23 protein-coding genes and 1 tRNA gene are annotated in these 24,041 nt (G+C 63.8%); 14 read left to right on the top strand and 10 right to left on the bottom strand.

Features of this window, described 5'->3' with window-relative positions:
• Positions 1-75 precede the first annotated feature (75 nt).
• The 7 genes from IC608_RS08920 (at position 76) to IC608_RS08890 (ending at position 6,633) form a co-directional block, all read left to right on the top strand.
• Positions 76-834: an electron transfer flavoprotein subunit beta/FixA family protein gene (locus IC608_RS08920; RefSeq protein ID WP_191774631.1), complete on the top strand. Its 759-nt coding sequence runs from the start codon at positions 76-78 to the stop codon at positions 832-834.
• Positions 834-1,757 carry an electron transfer flavoprotein subunit alpha/FixB family protein gene (locus IC608_RS08915; RefSeq protein ID WP_191774630.1) on the top strand — a complete coding sequence of 308 codons (924 nt, stop codon included), beginning with the start codon at positions 834-836 and terminating at the stop codon, positions 1,755-1,757. The genes IC608_RS08920 and IC608_RS08915 overlap by 1 nt, the downstream gene beginning before the upstream one ends.
• A 76-nt stretch (positions 1,758-1,833) precedes the next feature.
• Positions 1,834-3,021 (top strand): amino acid aminotransferase, encoded by a 1,188-nt coding sequence (locus IC608_RS08910; protein ID WP_191774629.1) that lies wholly within the window; start codon positions 1,834-1,836, stop codon positions 3,019-3,021.
• A gap of 79 nt (positions 3,022-3,100) precedes the next feature.
• Positions 3,101-3,754, top strand: a complete 654-nt coding sequence (fsa, locus tag IC608_RS08905; RefSeq protein WP_191774628.1) for a fructose-6-phosphate aldolase — start codon at positions 3,101-3,103, stop codon at positions 3,752-3,754.
• A gap of 114 nt (positions 3,755-3,868) precedes the next feature.
• Positions 3,869-4,963 (top strand): Mrp/NBP35 family ATP-binding protein, encoded by a 1,095-nt coding sequence (locus IC608_RS08900; RefSeq protein WP_191774626.1) that lies wholly within the window; start codon positions 3,869-3,871, stop codon positions 4,961-4,963.
• Between the two features lie 71 nt (positions 4,964-5,034).
• Positions 5,035-6,354 carry a GH1 family beta-glucosidase gene (locus IC608_RS08895; RefSeq protein WP_191774624.1) on the top strand — a complete coding sequence of 440 codons (1,320 nt, stop codon included), beginning with the start codon at positions 5,035-5,037 and terminating at the stop codon, positions 6,352-6,354.
• A 54-nt stretch (positions 6,355-6,408) separates the two neighbouring features.
• Complete coding sequence (locus IC608_RS08890; RefSeq protein WP_191774622.1) at positions 6,409-6,633, top strand: DUF3072 domain-containing protein; 225 nt, start codon at positions 6,409-6,411, stop codon at positions 6,631-6,633.
• On the opposite strand, the gene IC608_RS08885 is transcribed toward IC608_RS08890, so the two are convergent.
• From IC608_RS08885 to IC608_RS08865, 5 genes are all read right to left on the bottom strand, one after another.
• On the bottom strand, positions 6,630-8,180 hold the full coding sequence (locus IC608_RS08885; RefSeq protein WP_191774620.1) for a dipeptide ABC transporter ATP-binding protein: 1,551 nt from the start codon (positions 8,178-8,180) through the stop codon (positions 6,630-6,632). The genes IC608_RS08890 and IC608_RS08885 overlap by 4 nt on opposite strands.
• Positions 8,167-9,012, bottom strand: a complete 846-nt coding sequence (locus IC608_RS08880; protein ID WP_191774618.1) for an ABC transporter permease — start codon at positions 9,010-9,012, stop codon at positions 8,167-8,169. The genes IC608_RS08885 and IC608_RS08880 overlap by 14 nt, the downstream gene beginning before the upstream one ends.
• Entirely contained in the window at positions 9,009-9,962 is a 954-nt protein-coding gene (locus IC608_RS08875; protein WP_191774616.1) for an ABC transporter permease, read from the bottom strand. The genes IC608_RS08880 and IC608_RS08875 overlap by 4 nt, the downstream gene beginning before the upstream one ends.
• Positions 9,963-10,114: 152 nt before the next feature.
• The gene (locus IC608_RS08870; RefSeq protein WP_191774614.1) at positions 10,115-11,593 is read right to left on the bottom strand and encodes an ABC transporter substrate-binding protein; all 1,479 of its coding nucleotides are present in this window, start codon (positions 11,591-11,593) and stop codon (positions 10,115-10,117) included.
• 93 nt (positions 11,594-11,686) lie between these two features.
• Complete coding sequence (locus IC608_RS08865) at positions 11,687-14,269, bottom strand: sensor histidine kinase (RefSeq protein WP_191774612.1); 2,583 nt, start codon at positions 14,267-14,269, stop codon at positions 11,687-11,689.
• 306 nt (positions 14,270-14,575) lie between these two features.
• Here IC608_RS08865 and IC608_RS08860 point away from each other — a divergent pair.
• Positions 14,576-14,652 (top strand) — tRNA-His (locus IC608_RS08860).
• Between the two features lie 17 nt (positions 14,653-14,669).
• Here IC608_RS08860 and IC608_RS08855 read toward each other — a convergent pair.
• Positions 14,670-16,496, bottom strand: coding sequence for a vWA domain-containing protein (locus IC608_RS08855; RefSeq protein ID WP_191774610.1), 1,827 nt, complete (start codon positions 16,494-16,496; stop codon positions 14,670-14,672).
• 60 nt (positions 16,497-16,556) lie between these two features.
• Positions 16,557-17,180 (bottom strand): L,D-transpeptidase, encoded by a 624-nt coding sequence (locus IC608_RS08850; protein WP_191774608.1) that lies wholly within the window; start codon positions 17,178-17,180, stop codon positions 16,557-16,559.
• 459 nt (positions 17,181-17,639) lie between these two features.
• Here IC608_RS08850 and IC608_RS08845 point away from each other — a divergent pair, with 459 nt between their 5' ends.
• The 5 genes from IC608_RS08845 to IC608_RS08825 all read left to right on the top strand — a co-directional run bounded on the left by IC608_RS08845 (position 17,640) and on the right by IC608_RS08825 (position 21,605).
• Positions 17,640-17,897: a hypothetical protein gene (locus tag IC608_RS08845; RefSeq protein WP_191774606.1), complete on the top strand. Its 258-nt coding sequence runs from the start codon at positions 17,640-17,642 to the stop codon at positions 17,895-17,897.
• Positions 17,898-18,000: 103 nt separating this feature from the next.
• Positions 18,001-19,497, top strand: a complete 1,497-nt coding sequence (hisS, locus tag IC608_RS08840) for a histidine--tRNA ligase (RefSeq protein WP_191774604.1) — start codon at positions 18,001-18,003, stop codon at positions 19,495-19,497.
• 184 nt (positions 19,498-19,681) lie between these two features.
• A complete protein-coding gene (locus IC608_RS08835; protein WP_191774602.1) occupies positions 19,682-20,746 on the top strand; it encodes an ATP phosphoribosyltransferase regulatory subunit in 1,065 nt (354 codons plus the stop codon).
• Positions 20,743-21,453: an ATP phosphoribosyltransferase gene (hisG, locus tag IC608_RS08830; RefSeq protein WP_191774600.1), complete on the top strand. Its 711-nt coding sequence runs from the start codon at positions 20,743-20,745 to the stop codon at positions 21,451-21,453. Before IC608_RS08835 ends, hisG begins: the two co-directional genes overlap by 4 nt.
• Complete coding sequence (locus tag IC608_RS08825; RefSeq protein WP_210316279.1) at positions 21,450-21,605, top strand: hypothetical protein; 156 nt, start codon at positions 21,450-21,452, stop codon at positions 21,603-21,605. Before hisG ends, IC608_RS08825 begins: the two co-directional genes overlap by 4 nt.
• On the opposite strand, the gene IC608_RS08820 is transcribed toward IC608_RS08825, so the two are convergent.
• Positions 21,602-21,991: a GtrA family protein gene (locus IC608_RS08820; protein WP_191774596.1), complete on the bottom strand. Its 390-nt coding sequence runs from the start codon at positions 21,989-21,991 to the stop codon at positions 21,602-21,604. The genes IC608_RS08825 and IC608_RS08820 overlap by 4 nt on opposite strands.
• Positions 21,988-22,941 carry a glycosyltransferase gene (locus IC608_RS08815; protein ID WP_345890872.1) on the bottom strand — a complete coding sequence of 318 codons (954 nt, stop codon included), beginning with the start codon at positions 22,939-22,941 and terminating at the stop codon, positions 21,988-21,990. The genes IC608_RS08820 and IC608_RS08815 overlap by 4 nt, the downstream gene beginning before the upstream one ends.
• Positions 22,942-23,008: 67 nt before the next feature.
• Between IC608_RS08815 and IC608_RS08810 the strand changes: the two genes are divergently transcribed.
• Positions 23,009-23,758 carry a TSUP family transporter gene (locus tag IC608_RS08810; protein WP_191774593.1) on the top strand — a complete coding sequence of 250 codons (750 nt, stop codon included), beginning with the start codon at positions 23,009-23,011 and terminating at the stop codon, positions 23,756-23,758.
• On the opposite strand, the gene IC608_RS08805 is transcribed toward IC608_RS08810, so the two are convergent.
• Positions 23,755-23,991 carry a BrnA antitoxin family protein gene (locus IC608_RS08805; protein WP_191774591.1) on the bottom strand — a complete coding sequence of 79 codons (237 nt, stop codon included), beginning with the start codon at positions 23,989-23,991 and terminating at the stop codon, positions 23,755-23,757. The genes IC608_RS08810 and IC608_RS08805 overlap by 4 nt on opposite strands.
• Positions 23,992-24,041: the final 50 nt, after the last annotated feature.

Here is a 24,041-nt window from a genome sequence, read left to right as displayed (position 1 = left end):
AGCGAATTTCTTTCCCCTTGCCTTGCCCGCCCAGCCCCTTTTTGCCATCAAGGCGCCAACCTGACGGAGCCGTTCATGAAAATCCTCGTCGCGGTCAAACGTGTGGTCGACCATAATGTCCGCATTCGTGTGCGGCCTGATGGATCGGGCGTGGAAACCACCGGCGTCCGCATGTCGATGAACCCGTTCTGCAAGCACGCCGTGGAAGCGGCCGTTCAACTGGTAGAAGGGGGCAGTGCCGGCGAGATCGTGGTCGTGTCGATCGGTCCGAAGGCCTCTACGGACGTTATTCTCACCGCCCTGGCCATGGGGGCGCATCGGGGCATCCTGCTCGAAGCGGACCAGGCGCTCGAAACTCTGACCATCGCCAAGCTCCTGGCGGCTGTGGTGGCCGAGGAGCAGCCTGACCTGGTGCTGCTGGGCAAGCAGGCCGTGGACGACGACAGCAACCACGTCGGACAGATGCTGGCGGCCCTGACGAAGCGCCCGCAAGCCACCTTTGCCTCGGCCATCACCGTGGATGGCGCAGAACTGGAAGTCACGCGGGAAGTCGATTACGGCCGCGAAACGATCCGCCTGCCGCTCCCGGCAGTTGTCACGGCCGATCTGCGCCTCAACACCCCGCGCAACACTGCGCTTCCGATGGTGATGAAGGCTCGCTCCAAGCCCCTGGCTGTTCGGTCCGCTGCCGAGCTGGGTGTCGATCTCGGGCCCCGCCTCACAATCGAAAAAGTCTCCCCGCCGCCCGAGCGCGTCGCCGGTCGCATGGTCGGGTCGGTCTCCGAACTTGCCGGCGTCATCGCCGCCGAAGTCAACGAGATGGAGGCGATCTGATGAGTGTGCTGCTTCTCGCGGAGCTGGACGGCGACGCCCTCTCCCCCTCGACCGCTCGGCTCGTTGCTGCGGCCTCCCTGCTCGGCCCCGTCGATGTTCTGGTTGCCGGTTCGGCATCGATAGCTCAGTCCGCCGCAACGATCGCCGGCGTGAACCGAGTGATCGTAGCTGGCGGCCCTCTCTTGGCCGACCGCCTCCAGGAACTGCTCGAACCTTTGGCAGCCCAGTACCAATACGTTGTCGCCGGTGCGACGACCTTGGGTAAGGACGTGATGCCTCGGCTGGCCGCCAGGCTCGACATTCAGCCGGTCACCGACATCGTCGCCATCGAGGGTCCGGGCCGCTTTGTGCGCCCGATCTACGCCGGCAACGCTTTGGAGACCGTCACCGATCCGCAGTCCCGGCATGTGCTGACGATCCGGGCTTCGGCCTTCCGGCCGGCCTCTGGCGGCGGTGAAGCTCCGGTCGAAATAATCGAACAGCCTTATGACTCTGCAGTACGGCTTATCGCTGCCCATCGCACGGAAAGCGACGTTCCCGATCTGTCGACGGCCCAGATTGTGGTCGGCGGCGGCGTTTCGGTCGGCTCGGTCGAAGGATTCAAGCTCATCGAGCGCCTGGGGCAGAGCCTCAATGCGGCGGTCGGGGCAACCCGTGCTGCCGTTGATGCCGGCTACGCCCCGAACGATTGGCAAATCGGACAGACTGGCAAGATCATCGCTCCCGATCTCTACGTCGCGGTCGGAATCTCGGGAGCGCTCCAGCACCTCGCCGGAATTCAGGGCGCAAAAAAGATCATTGCCATCAACTCCGATGCCGAAGCCCCCATCGTCAAGATCGCGGACGTGGCCTTGATCGGAGACCTGTTCGACATTGTTCCAAAGCTGACCGCGGAACTCGACGCACTGGGGCTAAAACGCTAGCCACATTCGCCCCTCCGCAATTGCAAAAATCCCCCAGCCGCCTATAAAGGCGGCGCCTTCCCACCGGACCTTCACTATGTTCGAAACCCTGACCAAGGCCCCTGGCGACAAGATCCTGGCGCTCATGGGCGAATATGCTGCCGATACCCGTTCTTCCAAGGTGGATCTTGGGGTCGGCGTCTATAAGGACGAGCAGGGGGTAACCCCGGTGATGTCGTCCGTTCGCAAGGCCGAAGAGCGTATCCTCGCGAACGAAAAGACGAAGACCTATCTTGGCATTGCCGGCAACAAGGGCTTCGGCGCGGCTGTGCTGGATCTGGTGCTGGGCAATAGCGGCGTCAACCGGTCCCGCATCCGCATTGCCCAGGCCCCAGGAGGGACTGGCTCCCTCTGGATTTTGATGCAGCTCATCAACCGGGCACGTCCGGGAGCAGCGGTTTACGTCTCCGACCCGACATGGGCGAACCACAATCCGATCGCCATCAATTCTGGCCTCAAGGTTGCCACCTACCCCTATTTCGATGCCGCAACCCGCGCGGTGAAATTCGACGCCATGCTGGCCGCTCTCGACCGGCTGACGACGGAGGATGTGGTCCTGCTGCACGGGTGCTGCCACAATCCGACCGGCGCCAATCTCACCCACGAGCAATGGGACAAGGTGGCACAGAGCCTGGTTCGAACCGGCGCGTTGCCCTTCATCGATCTGGCCTACCTTGGCTTCGGCGACGGCATTGAAGCGGACGCCTACGGCACGCGCAAAATTCTGTCTGCAGTCCCGGAGGCGCTGGTGGCCTTCTCGGGATCGAAGAATTTCGGGCTTTACCGCGAGCGTATCGGCGCGGCCATCCTGCTGGCGCGGTCGCCCGACGAGGCGGATGTAACCAACTCGCAGCTGCTCAACATCATCCGGGGCGCATACTCCCAGCCGCCGGACCATGGCGCAGAGATCATCCGCACTATCCTTGAGGACGCGAGCCTGCGGGCGGAGTGGGAAGCGGAGTTGGCGCAGATGCGCAACCGCATGATCGCGCTGCGAGAAAAGCTCGCTTCCGCCATCCGCGAGCGCTCCAACAGCACCGATTTCGACTTCGTCGCCGAGCACCGGGGCATGTTTTCGCTCCTCGGCCTGACGCCAGAGGCGGTGGAGCATCTCAAGGCCGAAAACGGGGTCTACATGACCTCGGACAGCCGCATCAACGTGGCTGGAATACCGGAAGAGCGCGTGGGAGACCTTGCCGACGCCTTTTTGGCCGCGGCGCGCTGACCTGCCCGCTTGCGGCGCCTTGCCGCCATGACTACATCTGGCTGTAACGGCTGGATTGGAACGATTTTAGGAGGGAACGATGAAGTTCTTCGTCGATACTGCAGATACCAAGGCCATCACCGAGCTGCACGAAGCCGGCCTCGTCGATGGCGTGACCACCAATCCGTCCCTGATCGCCAAATCCGGTCGCGACTTCAAGGAAGTCGTCAAGGAAATCTGCGCCATCACGCCCGGTCCGGTTTCGGCCGAAGTGGCGAGCCTCGAATATGACGGCATGGTCGCCGAGGGCGAAGTGCTCTCCAAGATCGCGTCCAACGTTGTCATCAAGCTGCCCCTGACGCTGGCAGGTCTCAAGGCGACCAAGCACTTCAAGGAAAAGGGCGTCAAGACCAACGTCACGCTCTGCTTTTCCGCCAACCAGGCACTGCTCGCGGCCAAGGCCGGGGCAACCTACATCTCGCCCTTCATCGGGCGCCTCGACGACATCAATCTCGATGGCATGGAACTGATCGAGAACATCCGGCAGATTTACGACAACTACCAGTTCGAGACGCAGATCTTGGCGGCCTCGATCCGCTCGGCCAACCACGTGACGCAGGCGGCTCTCGCCGGAGCCGACGTGGCGACCATCCCGCCCGACGTGATCAAGAAGCTCGCGGGCCACCCGCTGACGGACAAGGGCATCGAAGGCTTCCTCAAGGATTGGGCAGCCACGGGTCAGTCGATCCTCTAAGATGGGCGGCGGGGACCGGTCGGCTGAGCGCCTGGCCCTCCCCATGCAGTTCTGTTTCTCAGGCCTCGCCCTTCGATCCGCTCGGGGCGGGGCCTTCTTTTTGGGATGGTGACCATGGCCGACGCCGAACTGGCCGCTCAAATCAAGGCTGCCCTGTCAGCCGTCGAGGTGCCTGGAGGCGGCGATCTGGCCAGTTTTTCCGGGCTGTCGGAGATCATCGTCACCGCGAGTGCGGTGGCGTTCGCCATTGCTGTCAAGCCGGGCATGGAAGCCGCTTTCGGCCCAGTTCGAGTAGCGGCGCAAAGCGCGGCGCAGGCGGTGGCCACCGGACGAAAGGTCATGGTCTCCCTTACCGCCGACAAGGGAACTGCTACCGGCCAGGCGGCAGCGCATGGGCGTCCGGCTCCGGCACCACGCAGTCCCGTCGATGGGGTTCGCCACATCATTGCCGTTGGGTCGGGAAAGGGGGGCGTGGGCAAATCCACGACTGCCGTCAACCTAGCACTTGCGCTCAAGGCGCAGGGTCTTGCCGTGGGCGTGCTCGACGCTGATCTTTATGGTCCTTCTGTCCCGAAACTTCTGGGGATCGAGGGCAAACCGGCCGTTCGCGACGATGGCATTTTCTCGCCGCACGAGGCGCACGGCCTCAAGGTCATGTCCATTGGCTCGATGCTAAGTCCCGGCCAGGCGGTGGTCTGGCGTGGCCCCATGGCGACGTCCGGCCTGCGTCAGTTGCTGAGGGAGACCCACTGGGGCGGTCTCGACGTTCTCGTCATAGATTTGCCCCCTGGTACCGGCGACATCCATATCGCGCTGTTCCAGCAGGTGAGCGTCGACGGCGTGGTGATCGTTTCGACCCCGCAAGACCTTGCTCTGATCGATGCGCAAAAGGCGATCGACATGCTGCGTCGCATGGACGTCCCGCTCCTCGGTCTGATCGAGAACATGAGCTACTTCATCGCGCCCGACACCGGCAATCGTTACGACATCTTCGGCTCCGGCGGGGCTGAGCGAGCGGCAGCCATGCTGGGTCTCGATTTTCTCGGGGCCATTCCCCTTGTCATGTCCATTCGCGAGCACTCGGACCAAGGGGTGCCACCGGTGGTCGGTGAACCGGATGGCGCCGAGGCGAAGGCTTTTCGGGGCATTGCGGAACGTCTTCTTCTCAAGGCGCCCCAACTGCGGAACGGCGTGACAAAGCCAGCTTAAATCGATTGCATGATGTGACATGGTGAGGTATCCGGCTGCCCAAAGGGCGCGGTCCGCCCGGGGGAGGCGGCATGTTTTCGTTTGAGCGTCGACAGTTCGGTCCAGATTTCACCTTTGGCGTCGCCACCGCGGCCTACCAGATCGAAGGCGGACAGCGCGATGGTCGGGGTCCTTCCATCTGGGACAGCTTTTCCGCAACGCCCGGCAATGTCCATGGCGGTGATACCGGCCTTGCGGCATGCAACCACTACGAGCTCTGGCCGCAGGATCTCGATCTCATCCGGCAGGGTGGCTTCGATGCCTACCGGTTTTCGTTTTCCTGGCCCCGCATCATTCCGCAAGGAACAGGGGCTACGAACGCGGCGGGCCTCGATTTCTATGACCGGTTGATCGACGGCATGCTGGAGCGGGGCATCAAGCCCTATGCCACGCTCTACCATTGGGACTTGCCTTCGGCGCTGCAGGACCGCGGCGGATGGATGAATCGCGATATCGCCGGCTGGTTTGCTGACTATGCCAGCCTTGTCGCCAGCAAGTTCGGCGATCGCCTCGAAGCCATCGCAACCATCAACGAACCCTGGTGCGTTGCCTTCCTCAGCCACTATCTCGGCATCCATGCTCCGGGCTACCGCGACATGCGGGCCGCAGCGCGCGCCATGCACCACGTCCTGTTCGCCCACGGCACGGCCGTGGATGCGCTAAGGGGGGCCGGTGCGAAGAACCTCGGGATTGTGCTCAATCTCGAAAAATCCGAGCCGGCCACGGCAAGCGATGCCGACCGCAAAGCGTGCGACTTTGGCGATGCCCTGTTCAACCGCTGGTATCTGGGCGGCGTTCTCAAGGGCGAGTATCCAAAGGTGATCACGGACTGGTTGGGTTCACACCTTCCTGAGAACTATCAGGACGATATGGCGATCGTCTCCCGTCCGCTCGATTGGCTGGGCATCAACTATTATACGCGCGGGCTCTACAAGGCCCCCGACGAGCCTGGTCATCCAGTGACGCAGGTCAAGGGTGAGCTCGAGAAGACCGACATTGGCTGGGAAATCTATCCGCAAGGTCTGACGGATCTTCTCGTGCGGGTGTCGCGTGAGTACACGCCGCTGCCGCTTTACGTCACCGAGAACGGCATGGCCGAAGTGGAGGGCGACACAGACCCTCGTCGCGTCAGGTACTATGAGGATCACCTCAAGGCTGTTCTTGCGGCGCGTGATGCTGGCGCCGACGTGCGCGGCTATTTCGCCTGGTCTCTACTCGACAACTACGAGTGGGCCGAGGGCTATTCCAAGCGCTTTGGGCTCGTCCATGTCGATTATGAGACGCAGGAGCGCACGCCGAAGTCGAGCTACCGCGCTTTCCAGGGGCTACTGCACAACTCCCCTCAGGGATAGCGGAACCGGCGCGCCGAACAGAACATTGAGAGAACAACAGCAGGAGTTTTCTCGATGTCCACACACCCCAAGATCGACCCAGGCGCCCATTCCAATCTCGAAAAGGATCCCGCGGACTGGACCACGGGCGACGACCCGATGACGGACGCCCAGGCGTCCTATCTCAAGACGCTTTCAGAGCAGGCCCACAAGCCCGACCAGTTCGCCGATGACCTGAGCAAGGCCGAAGCGTCCAGAAGGATCGACGCGCTGCGTGACGACTTGGGTCTGGACACTTAAGCTGGATTTGGCAGACGCGCGTCGGCGAGGGCCCGTGTCATGGGATGGCGGGGCCTGGCGAACAAATCGTCGGGGCGGCCGCTTTCCACGATGCGTCCAGCCTCCATGACCATCGCCCGATCTGCGACGGCTGCAACAAGATCAAGGTCATGGCTGATGAGGAGATAGGTGAGGTGGTACTCCTCCTGCAGTCCGGCGAGCAGCGCGAGCACCTCACCGCGTATCGAGACGTCCAGCGCTGACACCGGCTCATCGAGCACGACGAGACTCGGGCGGGTGACGAGCGCCCGGGCTATGGCCAGGCGCTGGCGCTGCCCGCCGGAGAACTCATGCGGATAGCGCTCGAGCACTGCCACGTCCAAGCCCACCGCCTCTACGGCTTCTCGGACTCGGGCGGCCTTTTCGGTCGCAGACAGGGCCCGGAGGAGGTGCAGCGGTTCAGCGACGGACCGCTCGACGGTCATGCGCGGATCGAAGCTGGAGAAGGGGTCCTGGAACACCAGCGACATTTTTGCGCGAGTGATGGGCCTCATTTTTGCGGGGCTGACCGGCTCGCCATCCAGTGTCACCGTGCCGGAACTGGGCGCATCAAGGCCCACAAGCATGCGTGCCAGCGTGGTCTTGCCACAACCGGACGGCCCGACCAATGCCACGCACTCGCCCTTGCTCAAGCTGAACGACACATCGTCCACCGCCCGCAGCTTGACCGATCGCCCCCACATGCCGTGCCGATAGACCCGGCTGAGGTTTTCCACGTCCAGCACGCTTGCCCCTGCAGTGATCACAGCGGCGCGCCGGCGAGGAATTTTGCTGGCCGCCAGTAGGGCGCGGGTATAGCCGTCGCGGGGGCTGTTCAGGACCGCTTCCGTCGTGCCTTTTTCCACGATCGTGCCCTGCTGCATCACCGCGATATGGTCGCAGAGGGCCGCAACGACCTTGATGTCGTGGCTGATGAAGAGAAGCGTCATTCCACGTCGAGCACAAACAGTGTCGATGAGATCGATCACGGTGCGCTGCGTGATCACATCGAGCGCCGATGTCGGCTCGTCGGCTATCATCAGATCGGGTTCACCGGCCAGCGCGATCGCGATCATGACCCGTTGGCGTTGACCGCCGGAGAGTTGATGCGGGTAGCGCCGGCCGTGGGACGGATCCAACCCCACCTCCTGCAGCAGTTGGACTATCGCTCCCGCGCTCGCATCGCCGCGGGTCAGGGCAACAGATTCTTCGATCTGGTCGCCGACGCGCATGAGGGGGTTGAGGGCCGTCATCGGCTCCTGGAAGACCATGCCGATGCGTCGGCCGCGTAGCCTGGCCAGCGCAGCTTCATTCGCTGGCAGCGGCTGCCCATCGAACAGAATTTGTCCATCCACCCGCGCTCCTTCTGGCAGAAGTCCGGCCAGAGCCAGCGCCGTGAGGGACTTGCCCGATCCGCTCTCGCCGATGAGGCCAAACCGGTCACCATGGTCGATGGCAAGGCTGACCCCATCGACAGCAGGGACCTGACCGAAACTGATCCGGAGGTCCTTGATGTCAACCAGCGACATGGCCTAGCTCCTGCCGCCGCAGACGAGGATCGAGCGCATCGCGCAGGCCATCGCCGGCCATATTGAGCGCAATAACGATGACCACGATCGCCAAACCCGGCACGATGCTGAGCCAGGGATGGATCAGGAACAGGCTTTGCGCATCCCGCAGCATCAGGCCCAGGCTGGTCGCCGGTGGCTGTGTCCCCAGTCCGATATAGCTCAGGCCGGCCTCTGCGAGGATGCCCAGCGAAAGCTGAATGGTTCCCTGCACGATGATAAGGCTGCCGATATTGGGCAGGAGGTGCAGCCAGGCGATTGCGATCCGGTTTCTTCCCGCGAGGCGGGCGGCGGCCACGTAGTCCTGCCCGACCAGCGTCAAGGCGCCGCCTCGCGCCACGCGAGCGAAGACTGGAATGTTGAAGATGCCGATGGCGAAGATGGCGTTGCTCTCGCCAGGGCCGACCAGCGTGGCAATGAGGATTGCCACGATAACGGCAGGAAATGCGAAGGTCAGATCGGACACCCGCAGGACCAGCCATTCGACCCAGCCACCCCAAAGGGCCGCGGCGAGACCCATCGGTACGCCGATACCGATGCCGATGCCGGCCGCAAGGCCCGCGACTAGGAAGCTGGTCAATGTGCCGGACATGATCAGGGACAGCATGTCCCGCCCCAGATGATCGGTCCCTAGCCAATGCTGCGGACCGGAGCCCAGGAACCGCTCGGCCACCACGACCTGCTCGATGGGGTAGGGTGTCCAGACCAGCGACACGAGCCCGGCCAAGGCCAGCAGCAGGCTGATCCCTGCGCCGACAAGGAGCCTGGGGTGACCACGCAGAAGCGGAATCATCGACCGCTCTCCCGGCGCAGGCGTGGATCGACCAGGGCGTAGCCCAGATCAACGAGCAGCATGGTTGCCGAGACCACCACCACCAGCACCAGCGTAGCCCCCCGCACCAGGACCAGGTCACGTTCCGAGATGGCCGTGAAGATGAGGCGTCCCAGCCCGGGCAGATAGAAGACGTTCTCCACGATGATCGTACCCGCGATCAGGAACGCGAACTGCAGGCCGAGAATGGTCAGGACGGGCAGCAAGGCATTGCGCACCCCATGCCGCCACAGGGCCTGGTCGCGCGTCAGACCCTTGGCGCGGGCGGTGCGAATGAAATCCTGTTCAGCGACGTCGACAAGTGCGGTGCGCATCACGCGCGCCAGGATTGCCGCTTGTGGCAGCGCCAGGGCCATGCCTGGCAAAACCATGGCGCGTAGGGCCGCGCCTGCGTCTTCATCCCAAGGCGTGAAGCCCCCCGTTGGTAGCCACCGCAGCCCCACGGCGAAGATCAGCGTGAGCAGCATGCCGAACCAGAAATTGGGCACGGCGACGCCGGTCTGTGCCATCACCATCAGGGTGGTATCGGCGGCCTTGCCGCGACGCATGGCGGCGATGATGCCCATCGGCAGGCCAACCAGCATGGAGACCACCATGGCAAAGAGCGTCAGCGGAAGAGTGACCGCCATACGCTCCCAGATCAGCTCCGAGACCGGCGCCCGCTGCGTGCTGGAAAGCCCGAAGTCGCCACGCGCAACGCCCCAGACCCAGCTTAGAAAGCGCGACAGGGCCGGCGCATCCAGACCCATCTGCGTGCGCAGCGCGGCAACGGACGCATCGCTTGCATTGATGCCGAGGATGAACCGCGCAGGATCGCCCGGCAGAAGGTCGAGCAGCACGAAAATGATGGCCGCCGCGATGAGCAGGGTGGCGAGAAAGCCCAGGAACCGGCGCGCGATGTAGAGGGTCAAAAGCCACCCTCCGCGGGTTTGGGCCGCCTCGCCGCGAAGCCCGGGCTTGTCCCGGTCATCCGAAGTGCCGGGGCATTGACCACCCAGCAAAACGGGGTGGTGATGGGTGAGGACAGGAGAGCGGAACGACGGTTGGCGACGAGATGCCTCTTCTACTCGGCCCAGTGGATGTCGCGCAGCACGACGCCTTCAATCGGCGCGTTCTGCCACATGCCTTCCAGCTTGGCGTTCCAGACCCCGGTCTGGGCCAGTTCGAACAGATAGCCGTTGACGGCGTCCTTGGCGATGATCGTCTCGATCTTCTGGGCCAGCGTCTTGCGTTCGGCGTCATCGATCGTGGCATTGAGCTGCTCGTTCAGCGCCTGAACTTCTGGATTGTCGTAGCCGAAATAGTAGTTGGGATCAGCGTAGATGCCAATGTCGAAGGGCTCGACATGGCTGACGATCGTAAGGTCAAAGTCCTTGTTGGTCAGCACATCCTCGAGCCACTGGGCCCACTCCATGTTGATCAGTTCGAGCTTGATGCCGACCTTGGCGAATTCGCTGGCAATGATCTGACCGGAAAGCCGGGCATAGGCCACGGGCGGAAGCTTCAGCGTGGCACTGAACCCGTCCGGATACCCGGCCTCTGCAAGCAGAGCCTTGGCCGCTTCGGGATCGAAGGGGTAGGTGTCGGTGAGGTCGAGGTAATAAGGGTGATGGGGGGCGAAATGGGTGCCGATTGGCACGCCATAGCCGTAGGTCGCCCCGTCGATAATCTCCTGGCGGTTCAAGGCGTGCGCCATGGCCTGCCGCACCTTGAGATTATCGAAAGGCGACTTCTTGTTGTTCGTCGCGAGGATCGTCTCGCCCTCGGTGGAACCGACCAGAACCTTGAACTGCGGGTTGTTCTCAAACACCGGCAGGGCTTCGGCGGCGAAGTTGTTCGTGCCATCGATATCGCCGGCGAGAAGGGCGTTGGTCATGGTGGCGGTGTCGGAGATGAAGACGTAGGTCGCTTTGGTCAGCGCCGGTTTCTCACCCCAGTATGGCTCGTACCGCTCGAGCATGACGCGGCTCCCCCGGTTCCACTGCACAAAGGCGAAAGGGCCGGTTCCGATCGGCTGGGTCGCGTTGGTCTCGGCGCTTTCCGGCGCCACGATCACGGCATCGCCACGGCCCAGATTGAACAGGAACAGCCCGTCGGGGCGCGACAGCGTCATCTCCACGGTCAGTGGGTCGATGACCGAAACGGTACTGATCGGGGCATAAAGCGCCTTCTGCGCATTGACGCTGTCATCCGCCAGAATGCGGTCGAACGTGAACTTGACATCGTCTGCGTCGAAGGTGGAGCCATCGTGAAAGGTGACCCCGTCGTGCAGCTTGAAGGTGTATGTCAGCCCGTCATCGGAAACGGCCCAGCTCTCTGCCAGGTCAGGCTGCACCGCCCCCGTCTGGTCGATGCGAGTGAGGCCCTCGAAGACGTTCTGATAGACGACGATATCGATGGCTTCCGCGGCGCCCGCTGTCGGGTCAAGCGCCGGTGGTTCCAGCGCGACCCCGATGCGAATTTCGGTGGACTGCGCCAACGCAGTCCCCGCGCTCAGCACTAATGCGGCAACACCCATTGCCAGCGACTTGGAAAAGGTCATCTCGATCTCCTCGGGGCAAGAGGCGCGCGCGCCGTTTTGCCTCTATAGGGCAAAGAGCCGCAGGCGTGCACCACTGTTGAGAGTTTTTCGTGCCTAGTTTTGCTGCTCTTCCGAACGCTCGTTCTTGTGCTCGACAAGATCGGGCGGAATCTTGAGGGTGAACAGCATGCCTTCGCGCCCGGCCGGGTCGACCGACAGGGAAACTGCATTGACCGCGAGAAGCGAACGGGTAAGCGCCAGGCCGACGCTGGAGCGGACCGGGGCCAGAGCCTGGCCGGTCTTGTCGCTGCCGTCGCGGAACACCACGAAGCGCTCCGCCATGTCAACCGAGTGCAGTGAACTGTCCCGGACATGGACGGCGATGCCGCCATCGTCAAGTTTCTGCGCCGATATGACCACCGTACCGCCGGTGGGGGTCTGGTCGATGGCGCTGGCCAGCAGATTAAGCACCGCCTGGATCAGAGACGGCCGGTCCGCGGTGATCTTGGGCAACGTTTCGGAGATGGCGTTGCGGACGATCACGCGTGCGGCGTTGGCCTGGGCCCGGATACGCACGACGCATCCTTCGAGCAGACTGGTCAGATCCAGCATCGTCCGTTGCGGCAGGTACCGGCCCTCGCGCAGCCGGGTGTAGTCGTCCAGCTCATCGACGAGGGAAGCAATTTCATGCCCCGCGCGCAGGATGTCTTCGGCGTAGCTGCCATACCGCTCGTCCCCGAGGGGGCCATAAGTCTCGGCGCGCAACAGGTCGGAGAAGCCGATGATGGCGTTGAGCGGCCGACGCACGCCGCGGCTGATCCGCGCGAGCAGGGCAGGGTCGAACTCCTGCGTGGGATTGATCCGCGCCGGTGGCGTGGTGCGCGCGCGGACAAAGCCGAAGTACCCACTGAGCAGCCCGGCCTGCCCCAGGGCGAAGAGGATGATGTCGGCGCGCCCATCGCCTGAGCGGAGGGCCACCGCCGGGCGTTCGGTTTCGGCGAAGCGGGCGGGTCGTTCAAGAAACGCCTGTAGCGCCAGAACGTCTTCATCGCCCACGAGGCTTGCCAAGGTCCGTCCGGTTATGGGCTTGCCTGCCGTAAGCAGGTCTGCAGCTGCAGCATTGGCGGCGCTCACAGTCCCGCTGCGGCCGGCGACGACGAAACCTTCACCCCGGAGCTCGGCGTAACCCTCGGCAAAAGCGCGCACCGCCTCTTCGTGGCCGGTGCGCACTTCGGTAGCGCTGGCCGACAGCATGAGGGCCGGGCGGCCATGCCAGGAAATCGACTGCAGGCGGGCCGTCACCGGCACCAGCGTCCCATCTCGTTGCACCAGATGATTGACCGGTCCGGCATCCTGCCCTTCGGGTCCAGCAGCGGGAAACACCGCTGCCAGCCCCGCTCCGCGCAGGCTCTCGACCGAGTCATAGCCCACCATTTCCGTGATGGCCCTGTTGGCGAAGAGGATCTGCTGGTCGCGGAACACCAGGATGCCGAGTGGCAGGCGGTTGAGCACCAGCGTTTCGGCACCCAGATTGACCAGTGCTCCAGACGTCTGCGCCTCCGGTTGAGGCACGCTTGGCACCGGCGCCTGGAGGGGCGTCTGGGCTCGCTCACCGATCCTGTCGGTGAGAATGCGAGACAATTCGTCAAAGTTGTAGCGCGACACCCGCTCGACGCTCTCCCGGTCGTGCGTGTCTTCCGGTGGCGGCTCGACCGCATGGTCGGCCTTATCCGCTTCCGCAGGAAGGCTGGCATCGGCGCTGTCCTCGTGCGGCGTAAAGGCGCGCCCGGTCAGCCGGTAGAACACCTGGACCGCACTCTCGTTCTGCTGCGCGGCATCGCTGACGGCCGGCACGGCAGCCTCGCCAACCATTGGCGCTTCCTCAGCAGGTTCGATGGAAGCCGGCGCCACGGGAGCCCTGTCGTCGTCGGCACCGAGCGGGGTAAAGAGGTCCTCGTCTTGAAGCAGGCGATCGACCAGGTTGCTGAGCCTGCCCCTGCTGGCCGGTTCCGTCTTACGCTCCTGACGCACATCCTCCGAAGCGGCTGCAGCATCTTCCGCTTCGTCGAGAACGCGCTGCCAGTCCGCCGGGGCGTCGTTCCCATGAGGTTCGAAGGGTTGCAGCTCCGGATGCGCATCCGCATCCGTCTCGGCAGCCTCGGCCTGCCAGCTCTCGAGTTCGTCGGAGTAGGCCAGTCCGGCGTCCAGATCTTGCGGGGCTGGCAAGACAGGTTCAACTGGCTCGGGTCGCTGCTCTTCCGCCTTGGCCGGAAGGTCAATGCCCTCAGGTTCAGCTTGTGCATCCGCGCCCGCAGCAGCAGCGGCCTCAAGAATCTCATCGGCAATCGGATCGACGCCGACGATCAAGAGGGCCGTCTCGCCATCGTGCCAGGCAAGCGGCGTGGTGGCACAGGTGAGCGAAACAGGTTTTTCGCCCGCGAGAAACTGGATACGCGCCAAGCTTGAGCGGCCGATCGTGCCCAACCGGATGATGCGGGCAACCTGCCCCTTGATCGGGATCGCGAGGGGCGCGCGTTTCAGCCCGTGCTTTTTGAGCTTGGCCAGGAAAAGGCCCGCCGCGGCGTTGGACCACAGCAACTCGTGCCCATCCTGCGACCACAGCCAAGCCGGACGCGTGTCATCGGCATGCTGCAGCACGTCCCGGGCACTCGGCAATGTGGTCCACCGGTCATTCATGGACTGCCTTTGTTCTGGCGGGAACCCCTGTGCCAGAATGGGACAAGGTGCGAAGTTCCTTAAGTGTTCTTCAATATAATGCGCGCTGCGCTGAATCCACCCTCCGCAGCACAAGCGGAGGATGCTTTGGCCCGAATGGTTAAACCGCACGTCCTAAGGAATGGTCACGAGGCCACAGGCCAAATCATGGCGGGATGAAGAAAAAGCCAGTCTCTCCACAGGCGAAAAACGGCCTTGTCATCGCGGGCGTCTCGACCTATGTTCCGCCCGTTTTCGGGAGGGCGCATTCGCCACCCGTCACGATGTGCCGCCTTAGCTCAGTCGGTTAGAGCGCTAGATTGTGGATCTAGAGGTCCCCCGTTCGATCCGGGGAGGCGGTACCATTCCCCCCACCAGAGTGTCAGAGCGCCAGGCGAAGTTGCGTCAACTGGTTCGCGATCTGCGCGAACACGTCAACCAACTCGCTCGGGTTGTTCGGGAAAAAGTAGTAGCCGTCTCCGGACGAGCAGGACGTGAGCATGTCGCGGGTGGCCTGGCTGGGCGGGTTCAGGCCGATGGTGTAGACGCGAATGCCATCGGCCTTGGCGTTCGCACAGGTCTGGACCGTCTTCTGGTCCATTGTGACAGTCATGTCCGCCTTGCTGTTGTGGGCGCCGTACTCGTTCTCATTGCCGATAATGCCATCGGTATCTGGCAAGCGACCATCCTTGCGGAAGCCCCATGAGCCGTAGATGGCGGTGCCGTTCCAGGTGTCGCTGTAGCGTCGATAGTCGGGCTCGTTGAAGCCGTCCGTCATCAGGATCATGACCTTTGACACGGCGCCAGACGAGTAGGGCGCGGCCTGCGTCAGCGGCTCCGCATTGGATAGGGCATGGTAGCCCCACATGGCGCCCTGCTGGATATTGGTGCCGCCGTCGGCGTTCATCGTGTTGATCCGGTTGAGCACGGCCGTGTCGTCGCTGGTGAGAGGCAATATTTCAACATATGGGCAATTGGCGTTCGGACCCGAAGTACTCCGGTCTGAAACCGCAACACCGTTGTACTTGCATAGCCGCTCCTGCAGTTCGCGTTCCGTCAGCAGGCTGTAGGTCGTCGTGGTGGTCCGGGAGCTGCCGGACGTCGACGTGCTGGGGCCGCTCAAGGTGACGGGACTTGAGGGAATGCAGGATGTGCCAGGTGTCGTGGTCACCGATCCCACGACTTTTGTGTAGGAGGTGATGGTAGGCCCGCTGCAGCTGTAGCCGCCCCACCAGTAAGTGCAGTTGTTCTGGACGACCTTCTGCGTGCAGGTCTTCACCTGACATGTTCCGCCGGTGTCGCTGAGATAGCTGTTGTAGTTTCCGGTCGCCGTGTCGGGCGAGAACATCGGTATGAATTTTGTGGCAGCGGTGGTTGGTGGTGTGTCGTTGGTGTCGTAAGGCGCCTGCCGCGCTTCAACGCACCCCCGCCACGATGTCCCTGTCTGGGTGAAGAGGTTCTTGCGATCGACTGGGCCTGGGAACGCGTTGGTGCTGTCGTCGTCGTTGTCGAAGTTGAGCTTGGCGAGCGCGCCCTGCGCGGTCCAATCGAGCCAGGCGGCGTTGGCGAATTGAGTGCCGACATTCACCATGATGGTGAAGGGGACGATGCCGATCTTCACCTTGTCGAGCTTGGGTGTGCCGGACGCGACGTTGCAGTTGCTGTCCACTTTACCGTAGAAGATCGTCCGCGTGGCGCAGGCGGCAGCTTGCTTGAGGTAGGTCATGCGGCTGTAGCTGCCCATGGAGCCGGAGTTGTCGAGCACCATCGCAACCTCCAGCTCCAGCATCTTCCGCGTTGCTTCCGACTGCACGGCTGCGCTGAGCGTGTTCACGCCCACCAGGGACACGAACATGGTCGGGATGGTGAATTCGGCGCGCAGGTAGAGCGAGCCGTCCGCGATGTTGACCTCGATGTCGTCGACGCTGGCGTCCACCTCGGTATCGCCGATCCGCTCCAGCACGATCGCCTCGGCCTGCTGGCGCACGGTCTCGGCATTGAAGGTGGACTTGAAAATCTCCGGCTGAAGCGCCAGCGCGGCGGCGTCGAGTGCGGTCTGTGCGCGGCTTCGGGTCTGCTCGAGCGAGACATAATCCACCACCGCGCCGCCCATGGCGATGAGGACGATGGCCATGAGGCCGAAAAGGACGGCGAACACGCCGCGTTCATCGCGGGCGAAACGTCTCAGGACCGGGACAAGTCTCAGCATCGGCGCACCATCAAGCCACCGCTCCGGCAGCGTTCGCGCCACTTTCGGGCAAAATCCTTATTAAAGGACCACCACTTTGCTGTTGAGTTTCACGCGGCCGTAAAGATCGATGACATCCTCGTTGGTGAGGCGGATACAGCCTGACGAGACATTGCTGCCAATCGTCCAGGGCTCGTTGGTCCCGTGAATGCGATACAGGGTCGACCCAAGATAGAGCGCCCGGGCCCCCAGCGGATTATCCAGGCCGCCCTTCATGTGCGCCGGCAGGCCGGGCTGGCGTTGCCGCATCTCCGCGGGCGGTGTCCAGCCGGGCCATTCGGCCTTGCGGGTGACGCGGTGCGTGCCAGCCCACTCGAAGCCCGATCGTGCCACGCCAATGCCGTAACGCAGCGCCCGGCCTTCCCCCAGCACAAGATACAGAAAATGCGCCCGCGTATCGATGATGATGGTGCCGGCGCGCTGCTCGGTCCGGTACGCCACGACCTGACGGAGATAGACGGGGCTGACGACGCCGCTCGACTGAAGGGCCAGATGGTGACGCGGGCGGGTGTCCGCTACGGTCAGCCCTGGCGGAGGATTGAAGCGCCAGCCCGGCGCGAAATCCGTCTGCGCCTGTGCAGACGACAAGAGGCCAACCAAGGCAAGCCCGATGGTGGCGAAGAACTGGCCCACACGCTTTATCATCGACGTCCACTCTCGATTGTCCGGACATTCAATCTGCCGCAGAACCTGCAAACGCGATCTCAAGGCGCCTGGTTAGCAGCCGGTAAACGTCTGGCACTCGCAGAAGATGACCTCGCCGGTCTTGCGATCGGGAACCGGTGTTGCGCAGGGGCAACATGAGCATGGTGCTGCGACAATCTGTCATTTCTGCAGTTGTTCCTCACAAAGCCGTGAGTTAGGTGTGAGGCGTCCGCAACCCCCAGCATCAGGAGGCGCTACATGGCTGCACTGCTCAATCGCCAAACCTGGAGCTGCCCGCTTCATCGCAAGGCCGTATAGGACTCTTGCCGACGCGTTGAGGCCCTGAGGGCCCCGGACTTTTCTCCAACCCTGAGTTGCCCGAGCAAGCCGCATCGCGCCTTGTTCTGCGCTCTTTAACTCCAACCAGAGGCCGGACGCTTTTGGCGTTCGGACACCGCCATGTCGACTCACGCATTCGACGGGCGCAGCGTGGTGCTGCGTCTGGAATTTTCAATTGCTGACGCTGTTCACCAGCGGGGACTGTTCCCCGTTCTGGGCGCAGCACTCGCCGCCTGGTGGCAGCGGCCGCCTCGTCTAAGTCAGGTCCCGCAGAGCCTGCGTGCCGACCTCGGCCTGCCACCGCTCAATGAGACCGCCCATTGGCATACCGGCTCCTTGAGCCCGCCTGATCCCGAACGGTTGCGCTGGATCAGATGACGAACGCGGCAGCCGGCGTGTCCGGCTGCCTTTTCCCGCCTACCAATGTTGTTTCGCGCCCCCCTATGAGCTAGGAACGGCGCGACTTTGAGCAGGTTTCCCCATGGCCGAAAAAACCAAGCTGATCACGCCCCGTCTGCCGCGCGGCTTCGAAGACCGGACGCCCGGCGAAATCGCGGCCGTTGGAGCCATGATCGACAAGATCAAGCAGGTCTATGAGCGTTATGGCTTCGACCCGGTCGAAACCCCGCTCTTTGAATATACCGAGACGCTCGGCAAGTTCCTGCCCGATACCGACCGGCCCAACGCCGGCGTCTTCTCCCTGCAGGACGACGACGAGCAGTGGATGAGCCTGCGCTACGACCTCACTGCGCCGCTCGCCCGCTATTTCGCCGAACATTTCGAGACCCTGCCCAAGCCGTATCGCTCCTATCGGCAGGGCTATGTGTTCCGCAACGAAAAGCCCGGCCCCGGCCGCTTCCGCCAGTTCATGCAGTTCGATGCCGACACCGTCGGCGCACCGGGTCCGGAAGCGGACGCAGAAATGTGCATGATGATGGCCGACGTCATGGACGCCCTCGGCCTTGAGGGCCAGTACGTTGTGCGGGTCAATAACCGCAAGGTGCTGGATGGCGTGCTGGCTACCGCCGGAATTGTCTCCGAGGAGCAGAAGCTGACGGTGCTGCGGGCAATCGACAAGCTCGACAAGTTCGGATCCGATGGCGTTCGCCTGCTGCTCGGCGCTGGTCGAAAGGACGAAAGCGGCGACTTCACCAAAGGCGCGGGCCTGTCCGACCAACAGATCGACCCTATTCTCGCCTATGTCGACAGCGGCGTCCCGGCTCCCGGCGTCGAAAAGGGCAGCAATGCCCATGTCGTGGCCACGATCAACACCCTGGCGGGTCTGATCGGCGGCTCTGCAGCAGGTCTTGAGGGGGTGCAGGAACTGGCTTCCATTTTCGGCCTCGTCAGTGCCGCTGGTTTTGCCGGCCGCGTCGTCCTCGACCCCTCAGTCGTCCGCGGTCTCGAATATTACACCGGCCCGGTCTTTGAGATTGAACTCACCTTCAAGGTGCAGAACGAAAAGGGCCAGGACGTGGTCTTCGGTTCGGTCGGCGGTGGGGGCCGTTATGACGGCCTGGTATCCCGCTTCCGCCGCGAACCGGTGCCGGCGACTGGGTTTTCCATCGGCGTGTCGCGACTGGCAAATGCCCTGAAGCTCACTGGCAATCTTGGCGCCACCGAACCGCAGGGGCCGGTGGTTGTCCTCGTGATGGACAAGGATCAGACCGCTGGCTACCAGGCGATGGTATCCGAGCTGCGGAAAGCCGGTATCCGCGCCGAGATGTTCCTGGGGTCGACAAAGAACTTCGGCAAGCAGGTCGCCTATGCCGACAAGCGCAACTCGCCCATCGTCATCATCGAGGGCAGCCAGGAGCGCGAGCAGGGTATCCTGCAGGTCAAGGACCTGATCGCCGGCAAGCAGGCGGCCCAGGACATTACCGACAATGCCGAATGGAAAGCTGCCCGCCCCGGCCAGTTCGAAATCAAGCGCGAAGAGCTTGTCTCGGCCGTCCAGAAGCTCCTGAGCGAGCAATGATGCGCACCGTCCCGGTCACGCGCTCGGTTTTCGCCTCTCCCCTGAGGGGAGAGGTCGCCGCGAAGCGGCGGGTGAGGGGTTCAGTATTGCGGTCTTTCCGGGACAGTGAACCCCTCACCCCAACCCTCTCCCCTCAGGGGAGAGGGAGCTGGCTCTCAGCTTTTGTTGGGCGGGAGCAAGCTCCATGACCAACGCCGCCTATCGCCGCGCCCAGCTTGAATCCCTCGTTGAAGCCCAGGGCGGCTGTCGCGCCACGCCGCCGCTGCTGCTCAAGGCCGACCCCTATTTCGATCTGGCCGGAGAAGAGTTCGGCCGCCGCCTGCTGCTGACAACCGACGCGACCGGGGCCGAATATTGCCTGCGCCCCGATTTCACCCTGCCCATCGTGGCTGATTACATCGCCAACGGGGCAGGCATACCGGCGGCCTTTTCCTATCTGGGGCCCATCTTTCGCCAGCGTGACACCGGACCGGCCGAGTTCGAGCAGGCTGGCGTGGAACTTCTGGCGCAGCCCGATGGCGACATCGCGCTGGACCAGGTTCTCACCTTCGCCCGGGCCGCCCTTTCGATTTACGGCGTGGTGCCGCAAGTGCGGCTCGGTGGGGTAGGGCTGTTCGAGGCGCTTTTGGTGCAGGCGGATATGCCGGACGCCTGGCGCCCGCGCATTCGCCACCGTTTCGGCCATACCGAAGCGATGAGCCGGCTGCTGACGCGGCTTGAAGCTGCTCCCGACACCGCCGGAGCGGAGAATGCGCGGCTGGAGGATCTGGTGGAAGACATTACCGCCCGCATGGTTTCGGCGGGTCTCAGCCTCTCCGAGGGGCGGACGCCCGAGGAAATCGCGCGACGCTATCTTGAGCAGCAGACGCTCGATGCGGCGCAGGTGCCGCCCGCAACCCTGGCCCTGTTGCGCGACTACCTGGCCATCTCAGGCGATGTGCTGACGGCACTGCGCCAGATCGAGGAATTGGCCGACAAGCACCGCCTGATGCTTGGCGCGCCCTTGCGTACGCTGCGCCGCCACCTCGACCAGCTCGGCGAAGCCCGGGTCGTCTTCGATGCCAGCTTCTCCCCCAGGCTCGACTACTATACCGGCATCGTCTTTGAAATGCGGGGGGCGGGCGGTGCCGTGCTGGCCTCTGGTGGCCAATATGACCGCTTGCTCGAGCGGCTCGGCGCCACCGCTCCCATCGCTGCTTCCGGATGCGCGCTATGGGTGGACCGGCTTGAAGCGGAGGCGGCTCGATGACCACGCTCACTTTGGCGGTACCATCCAAGGGACGCCTCGAGGAACTGACCCGCGACTGGTTTGCCTCGCGTGGCCTCACCATCACGCGTCCGGGCGGGGCTCGCTCCTACCTCGGCGCCGTGGAAGGCGCGCCCGACATCACGGTGCGGTTTTTCCCGGCGTCCGAGATTGCGCGCGAACTGATCCGCGGCACGATCGACCTTGGTGTCACGGGGCTCGATCTGATCCACGAAACCAGCGAGCAAGGGCCGCAGTCGGTCTTGGCCGCAGGCGAACTGGACTTCGGCCATGCCGACGTGGTCGTCGCCGTGCCTGATGCGTGGATCGACGTGACGCACATGCACGACCTGGCCGACGTCGCCTCCGACTTCCGGTCCCGTCATGGGCGGTGGATGCGCATTGCGACCAAATACGTCACCATCACGCGACAGCATTTTGCCCGCGCCGGCATCGCCGAATATCGGATCGTGGAAAGCCTCGGAGCGACCGAGGCGGCCCCGGCGTCCGGGGTGGCCGATATCGTGGTCGACATCACTTCGACCGGCTCGACCCTCGCCGCCAACGGGCTGCGGGTCCTCGAAGATGGGGTGATGCTGAAAAGCCAAGCGTGCCTCTTCGCCGCACGCGCGGCCGTTACCGAAAACAAGCGCGACGCCTTTATTGCTCTCTTTGAGCAGATCGGGCTCCACGGCCGAATCCCATCGTGATGGATCCGGTCGAAACCGCCCTGATCGTGCTGCTCGTCCTGGCGGGAGTGGTCACCATCGTCTATGCCGGCCTGCGTCCGGTCCCGTCGTCCAAACCAGCCGTGGCTGATCCGGCCGAAGGCCAGCCGGCCGATCCTGGCAAGGCGCTCTAGCGCTGAATGCGAAACACCAGCCAGTTGGCAGCGGTGAGGTTCGTCCCAAGGCCAGCCAGGCTCCCGATGGCCAGGGCCAGGAGCAGGGTGACCTCGCCCCGCGGCAGCATTGCGACGACAAACCCGTAGCAAAGCCAGTTGACGGTCGCTCCGGGCAACATGGCGAGGCCATAGCGCGTAAATTCCGCTAGCCTGGCGGTGTCGCTGGCGCGATCGGCGAACGCAAAGCGCCGGTTGATGGACCAGGTGACGAGCAATGCGCCCAGAACCGAAACCAGCCGACCCGCGAAGGGCCCCAGGAAGGCCTGTGACAGCATCAGAAGCATGGCGTCCACAGCGAAGCCGATGGTGCCGGCACAGGCGAAGGGCAGGAAGCGCCGCGTCATGACGCGTCTGCCGCCCGGGGGCCGGCGATTTCGAGATAGCGCAGCCGCTTGGCTTCGGTGCGGCCCGTGACCACGCTGTCGAGGATCACCGCCGTCGCCGCCAGCACTAGGCTCGCGATCATGCCCAACCCAGCCAGTATGGCCGTGGGAAAGCGCGGCACGAGGCCCGTCTCGACATATTCCATGAAGATCGGAATGGCGAGGAGCAGGGCCACGATCGCCACGATGGTCGCCAGCGCGAGATAGAGCTGGCGCGGCCGTTCCCGCACGAAAAGCCGCACGATGGCTTCGGCGATCAGCAGGCCATCGCGCACCGTGCTGAGCTTGGAGCGGGAACCCTCGACGCGGCTGCCATAGGCGGTGGGCACCTCGCCAAAGGGGGCGCGCAGTTCCAGCGCATGGATGGTCAGTTCGGTTTCGATCTCGAACCCGCGCGAGAGCGAAGGGAAGGATTTGACGAAGCGCCGCGACAGCACCCGGTAGCCCGAGAGCATGTCCGTAAAGCCCGGACCGAACATGCGGCCGACCGTGCCCGTCAGGAGCCGATTGCCCAGTCTGTGGCCCGGCCGATATTCCCCGCCAGCCCCGACCGGGACGCGGGTGCCAACGACCATGTCCAGACCGTTGTCGAGAAGCTTGTCCACCATGCGGCGGCATTGCTGGGCTTCATAGGTGCCGTCGCCATCGGCCATGATGAAGATGTCCGCGTCCACATCCGCGAACAGCCGCCGCACCACATTGCCCTTGCCCCGCTGCGTCACCTGCCGCACCACCGCGCCGGCCGCCCGTGCGGCTTCTTCCGTGCCGTCGCTCGAGGCATTGTCGAAAACGAAGATCTGCGCCTCGGGCAGCGCCTGGCGAAAACTTGCGATCACCGAGGCAATCACCAATGCCTCGTTGTAGCACGGCAGGATCACGGCTACAGAATTGCCCCTGTATCGCTGTGTCACGCGTGGTCCTTTTCGATTCCCCTCCGCCGACACTAGCCGCGGAATAGTCGAAAAAGTGTAACGGCCAATGCTTGACCCCCTGACCCTCCTCGCCCTGGGCGGCGCCGGCATGCTGGCCGGCTTTGTGGACGCCATCGCCGGGGGCGGGGGCATGGTTGCCCTTCCGGCCCTTCTGTCCGCCGGCATTCCGCCCGTGGCGGCCCTGGCGACCAACAAGATGCAGGGGATCGTGGGAACCGCCATGGCGGCGCTGACCTACTGGCGGCGCGGCTACATCGACCTCAAGCGCCTGCTTCCTGCCGTGGCCATCACCTTCGTGGGGAGCCTCGCCGGCGCCTTGACCGTCAGCGCGCTTGATACATCCCTGCTCAAGGTGGCGGTGCCCGTCGCGCTGATCGGGATCGCGCTCTACTTCCTGTTCGCGCCAAAACTGTCGGATGCGGACAAGGCGGCGCGGCTGCCCTTTGCGGCCTTCGTTCCAGTGATGGGGTTCGCCTTCGGCTTTTATGACGGGGTTTTCGGCCCCGGAACGGGCTCGTTTTTCACCATCGGCTTCGTCCTGCTGTTCGGGCTGGGCCTCACGCGGGCGACCGGCAGCACCAAGGCGCTCAACCTCGTTTCCAACCTGGCAGCGCTGGTGATCTTCATCCCGCAGGGGCAGGTGCTCTGGCCAGTGGCGCTGGTCATGGCGCTGGGCCAGATCGTGGGCGGCTATATCGGCGCCCGCACCGGCATCCGCTACGGCGCCCGGGTCATCCGGCCGCTGGTGGTCGTGGTGTCGGTGGCGCTCGCCATCCGGCTCCTGGTCTGGGGCTAGGCCTTATCCAGCCCGGCAACGACGCGCAGCGCGGCGTTGATCCTGTCCTGCCAGCCGGGGCCATCGTCCTGAAAGTGCTGCAGCACCGCGCGGTCGAGCCGCAGCGAGACAAGTTCCTTGCCCTCCGGCGGGGCAGCGGACTGGCTCGGCTTTGGCGCGGGCGCCGGACTGGTCACCTTCTTGAAGGCGGCTTCGGCCGTGTCGCGGGCCGAGCCGCGATGGGGAGTGCGCATGGTGGTTCCTCCTGATTCGGTTAGAGAGTAGTGCGGGGCCAGGCAACAAA

The organism is Devosia oryzisoli (assembly GCF_014837245.1).
Lineage (GTDB): Bacteria > Pseudomonadota > Alphaproteobacteria > Rhizobiales > Devosiaceae > Devosia > Devosia oryzisoli.
This window is presented reverse-complemented; position numbering and strand designations above follow the sequence as displayed.

Excerpts from the sequence above, each read along its gene's own strand:
- IC608_RS08920 (WP_191774631.1), top strand. The coding sequence starts at position 76 with ATGAAAATCCTCGTCGCGGTCAAACGTGTGGTCGACCATAATGTCCGC.
- IC608_RS08915 (WP_191774630.1), top strand. The coding sequence starts at position 834 with ATGAGTGTGCTGCTTCTCGCGGAGCTGGACGGCGACGCCCTCTCCCCC.
- IC608_RS08910 (WP_191774629.1), top strand. The coding sequence starts at position 1,834 with ATGTTCGAAACCCTGACCAAGGCCCCTGGCGACAAGATCCTGGCGCTC.
- fsa (WP_191774628.1), top strand. The coding sequence starts at position 3,101 with ATGAAGTTCTTCGTCGATACTGCAGATACCAAGGCCATCACCGAGCTG.
- IC608_RS08900 (WP_191774626.1), top strand. The coding sequence starts at position 3,869 with ATGGCCGACGCCGAACTGGCCGCTCAAATCAAGGCTGCCCTGTCAGCC.
- IC608_RS08895 (WP_191774624.1), top strand. The coding sequence starts at position 5,035 with ATGTTTTCGTTTGAGCGTCGACAGTTCGGTCCAGATTTCACCTTTGGC.
- IC608_RS08890 (WP_191774622.1), top strand. The coding sequence starts at position 6,409 with ATGTCCACACACCCCAAGATCGACCCAGGCGCCCATTCCAATCTCGAA.
- IC608_RS08885 (WP_191774620.1), bottom strand. The coding sequence starts at position 8,180 with ATGTCGCTGGTTGACATCAAGGACCTCCGGATCAGTTTCGGTCAGGTC.
- IC608_RS08880 (WP_191774618.1), bottom strand. The coding sequence starts at position 9,012 with ATGATTCCGCTTCTGCGTGGTCACCCCAGGCTCCTTGTCGGCGCAGGG.
- IC608_RS08870 (WP_191774614.1), bottom strand. The coding sequence starts at position 11,593 with ATGACCTTTTCCAAGTCGCTGGCAATGGGTGTTGCCGCATTAGTGCTG.
- IC608_RS08865 (WP_191774612.1), bottom strand. The coding sequence starts at position 14,269 with ATGAATGACCGGTGGACCACATTGCCGAGTGCCCGGGACGTGCTGCAG.
- IC608_RS08855 (WP_191774610.1), bottom strand. The coding sequence starts at position 16,496 with ATGCTGAGACTTGTCCCGGTCCTGAGACGTTTCGCCCGCGATGAACGC.
- IC608_RS08850 (WP_191774608.1), bottom strand. The coding sequence starts at position 17,180 with ATGATAAAGCGTGTGGGCCAGTTCTTCGCCACCATCGGGCTTGCCTTG.
- IC608_RS08845 (WP_191774606.1), top strand. The coding sequence starts at position 17,640 with ATGTCGACTCACGCATTCGACGGGCGCAGCGTGGTGCTGCGTCTGGAA.
- hisS (WP_191774604.1), top strand. The coding sequence starts at position 18,001 with ATGGCCGAAAAAACCAAGCTGATCACGCCCCGTCTGCCGCGCGGCTTC.
- IC608_RS08835 (WP_191774602.1), top strand. The coding sequence starts at position 19,682 with ATGACCAACGCCGCCTATCGCCGCGCCCAGCTTGAATCCCTCGTTGAA.
- hisG (WP_191774600.1), top strand. The coding sequence starts at position 20,743 with ATGACCACGCTCACTTTGGCGGTACCATCCAAGGGACGCCTCGAGGAA.
- IC608_RS08820 (WP_191774596.1), bottom strand. The coding sequence starts at position 21,991 with ATGACGCGGCGCTTCCTGCCCTTCGCCTGTGCCGGCACCATCGGCTTC.
- IC608_RS08810 (WP_191774593.1), top strand. The coding sequence starts at position 23,009 with ATGCTTGACCCCCTGACCCTCCTCGCCCTGGGCGGCGCCGGCATGCTG.
- IC608_RS08805 (WP_191774591.1), bottom strand. The coding sequence starts at position 23,991 with ATGCGCACTCCCCATCGCGGCTCGGCCCGCGACACGGCCGAAGCCGCC.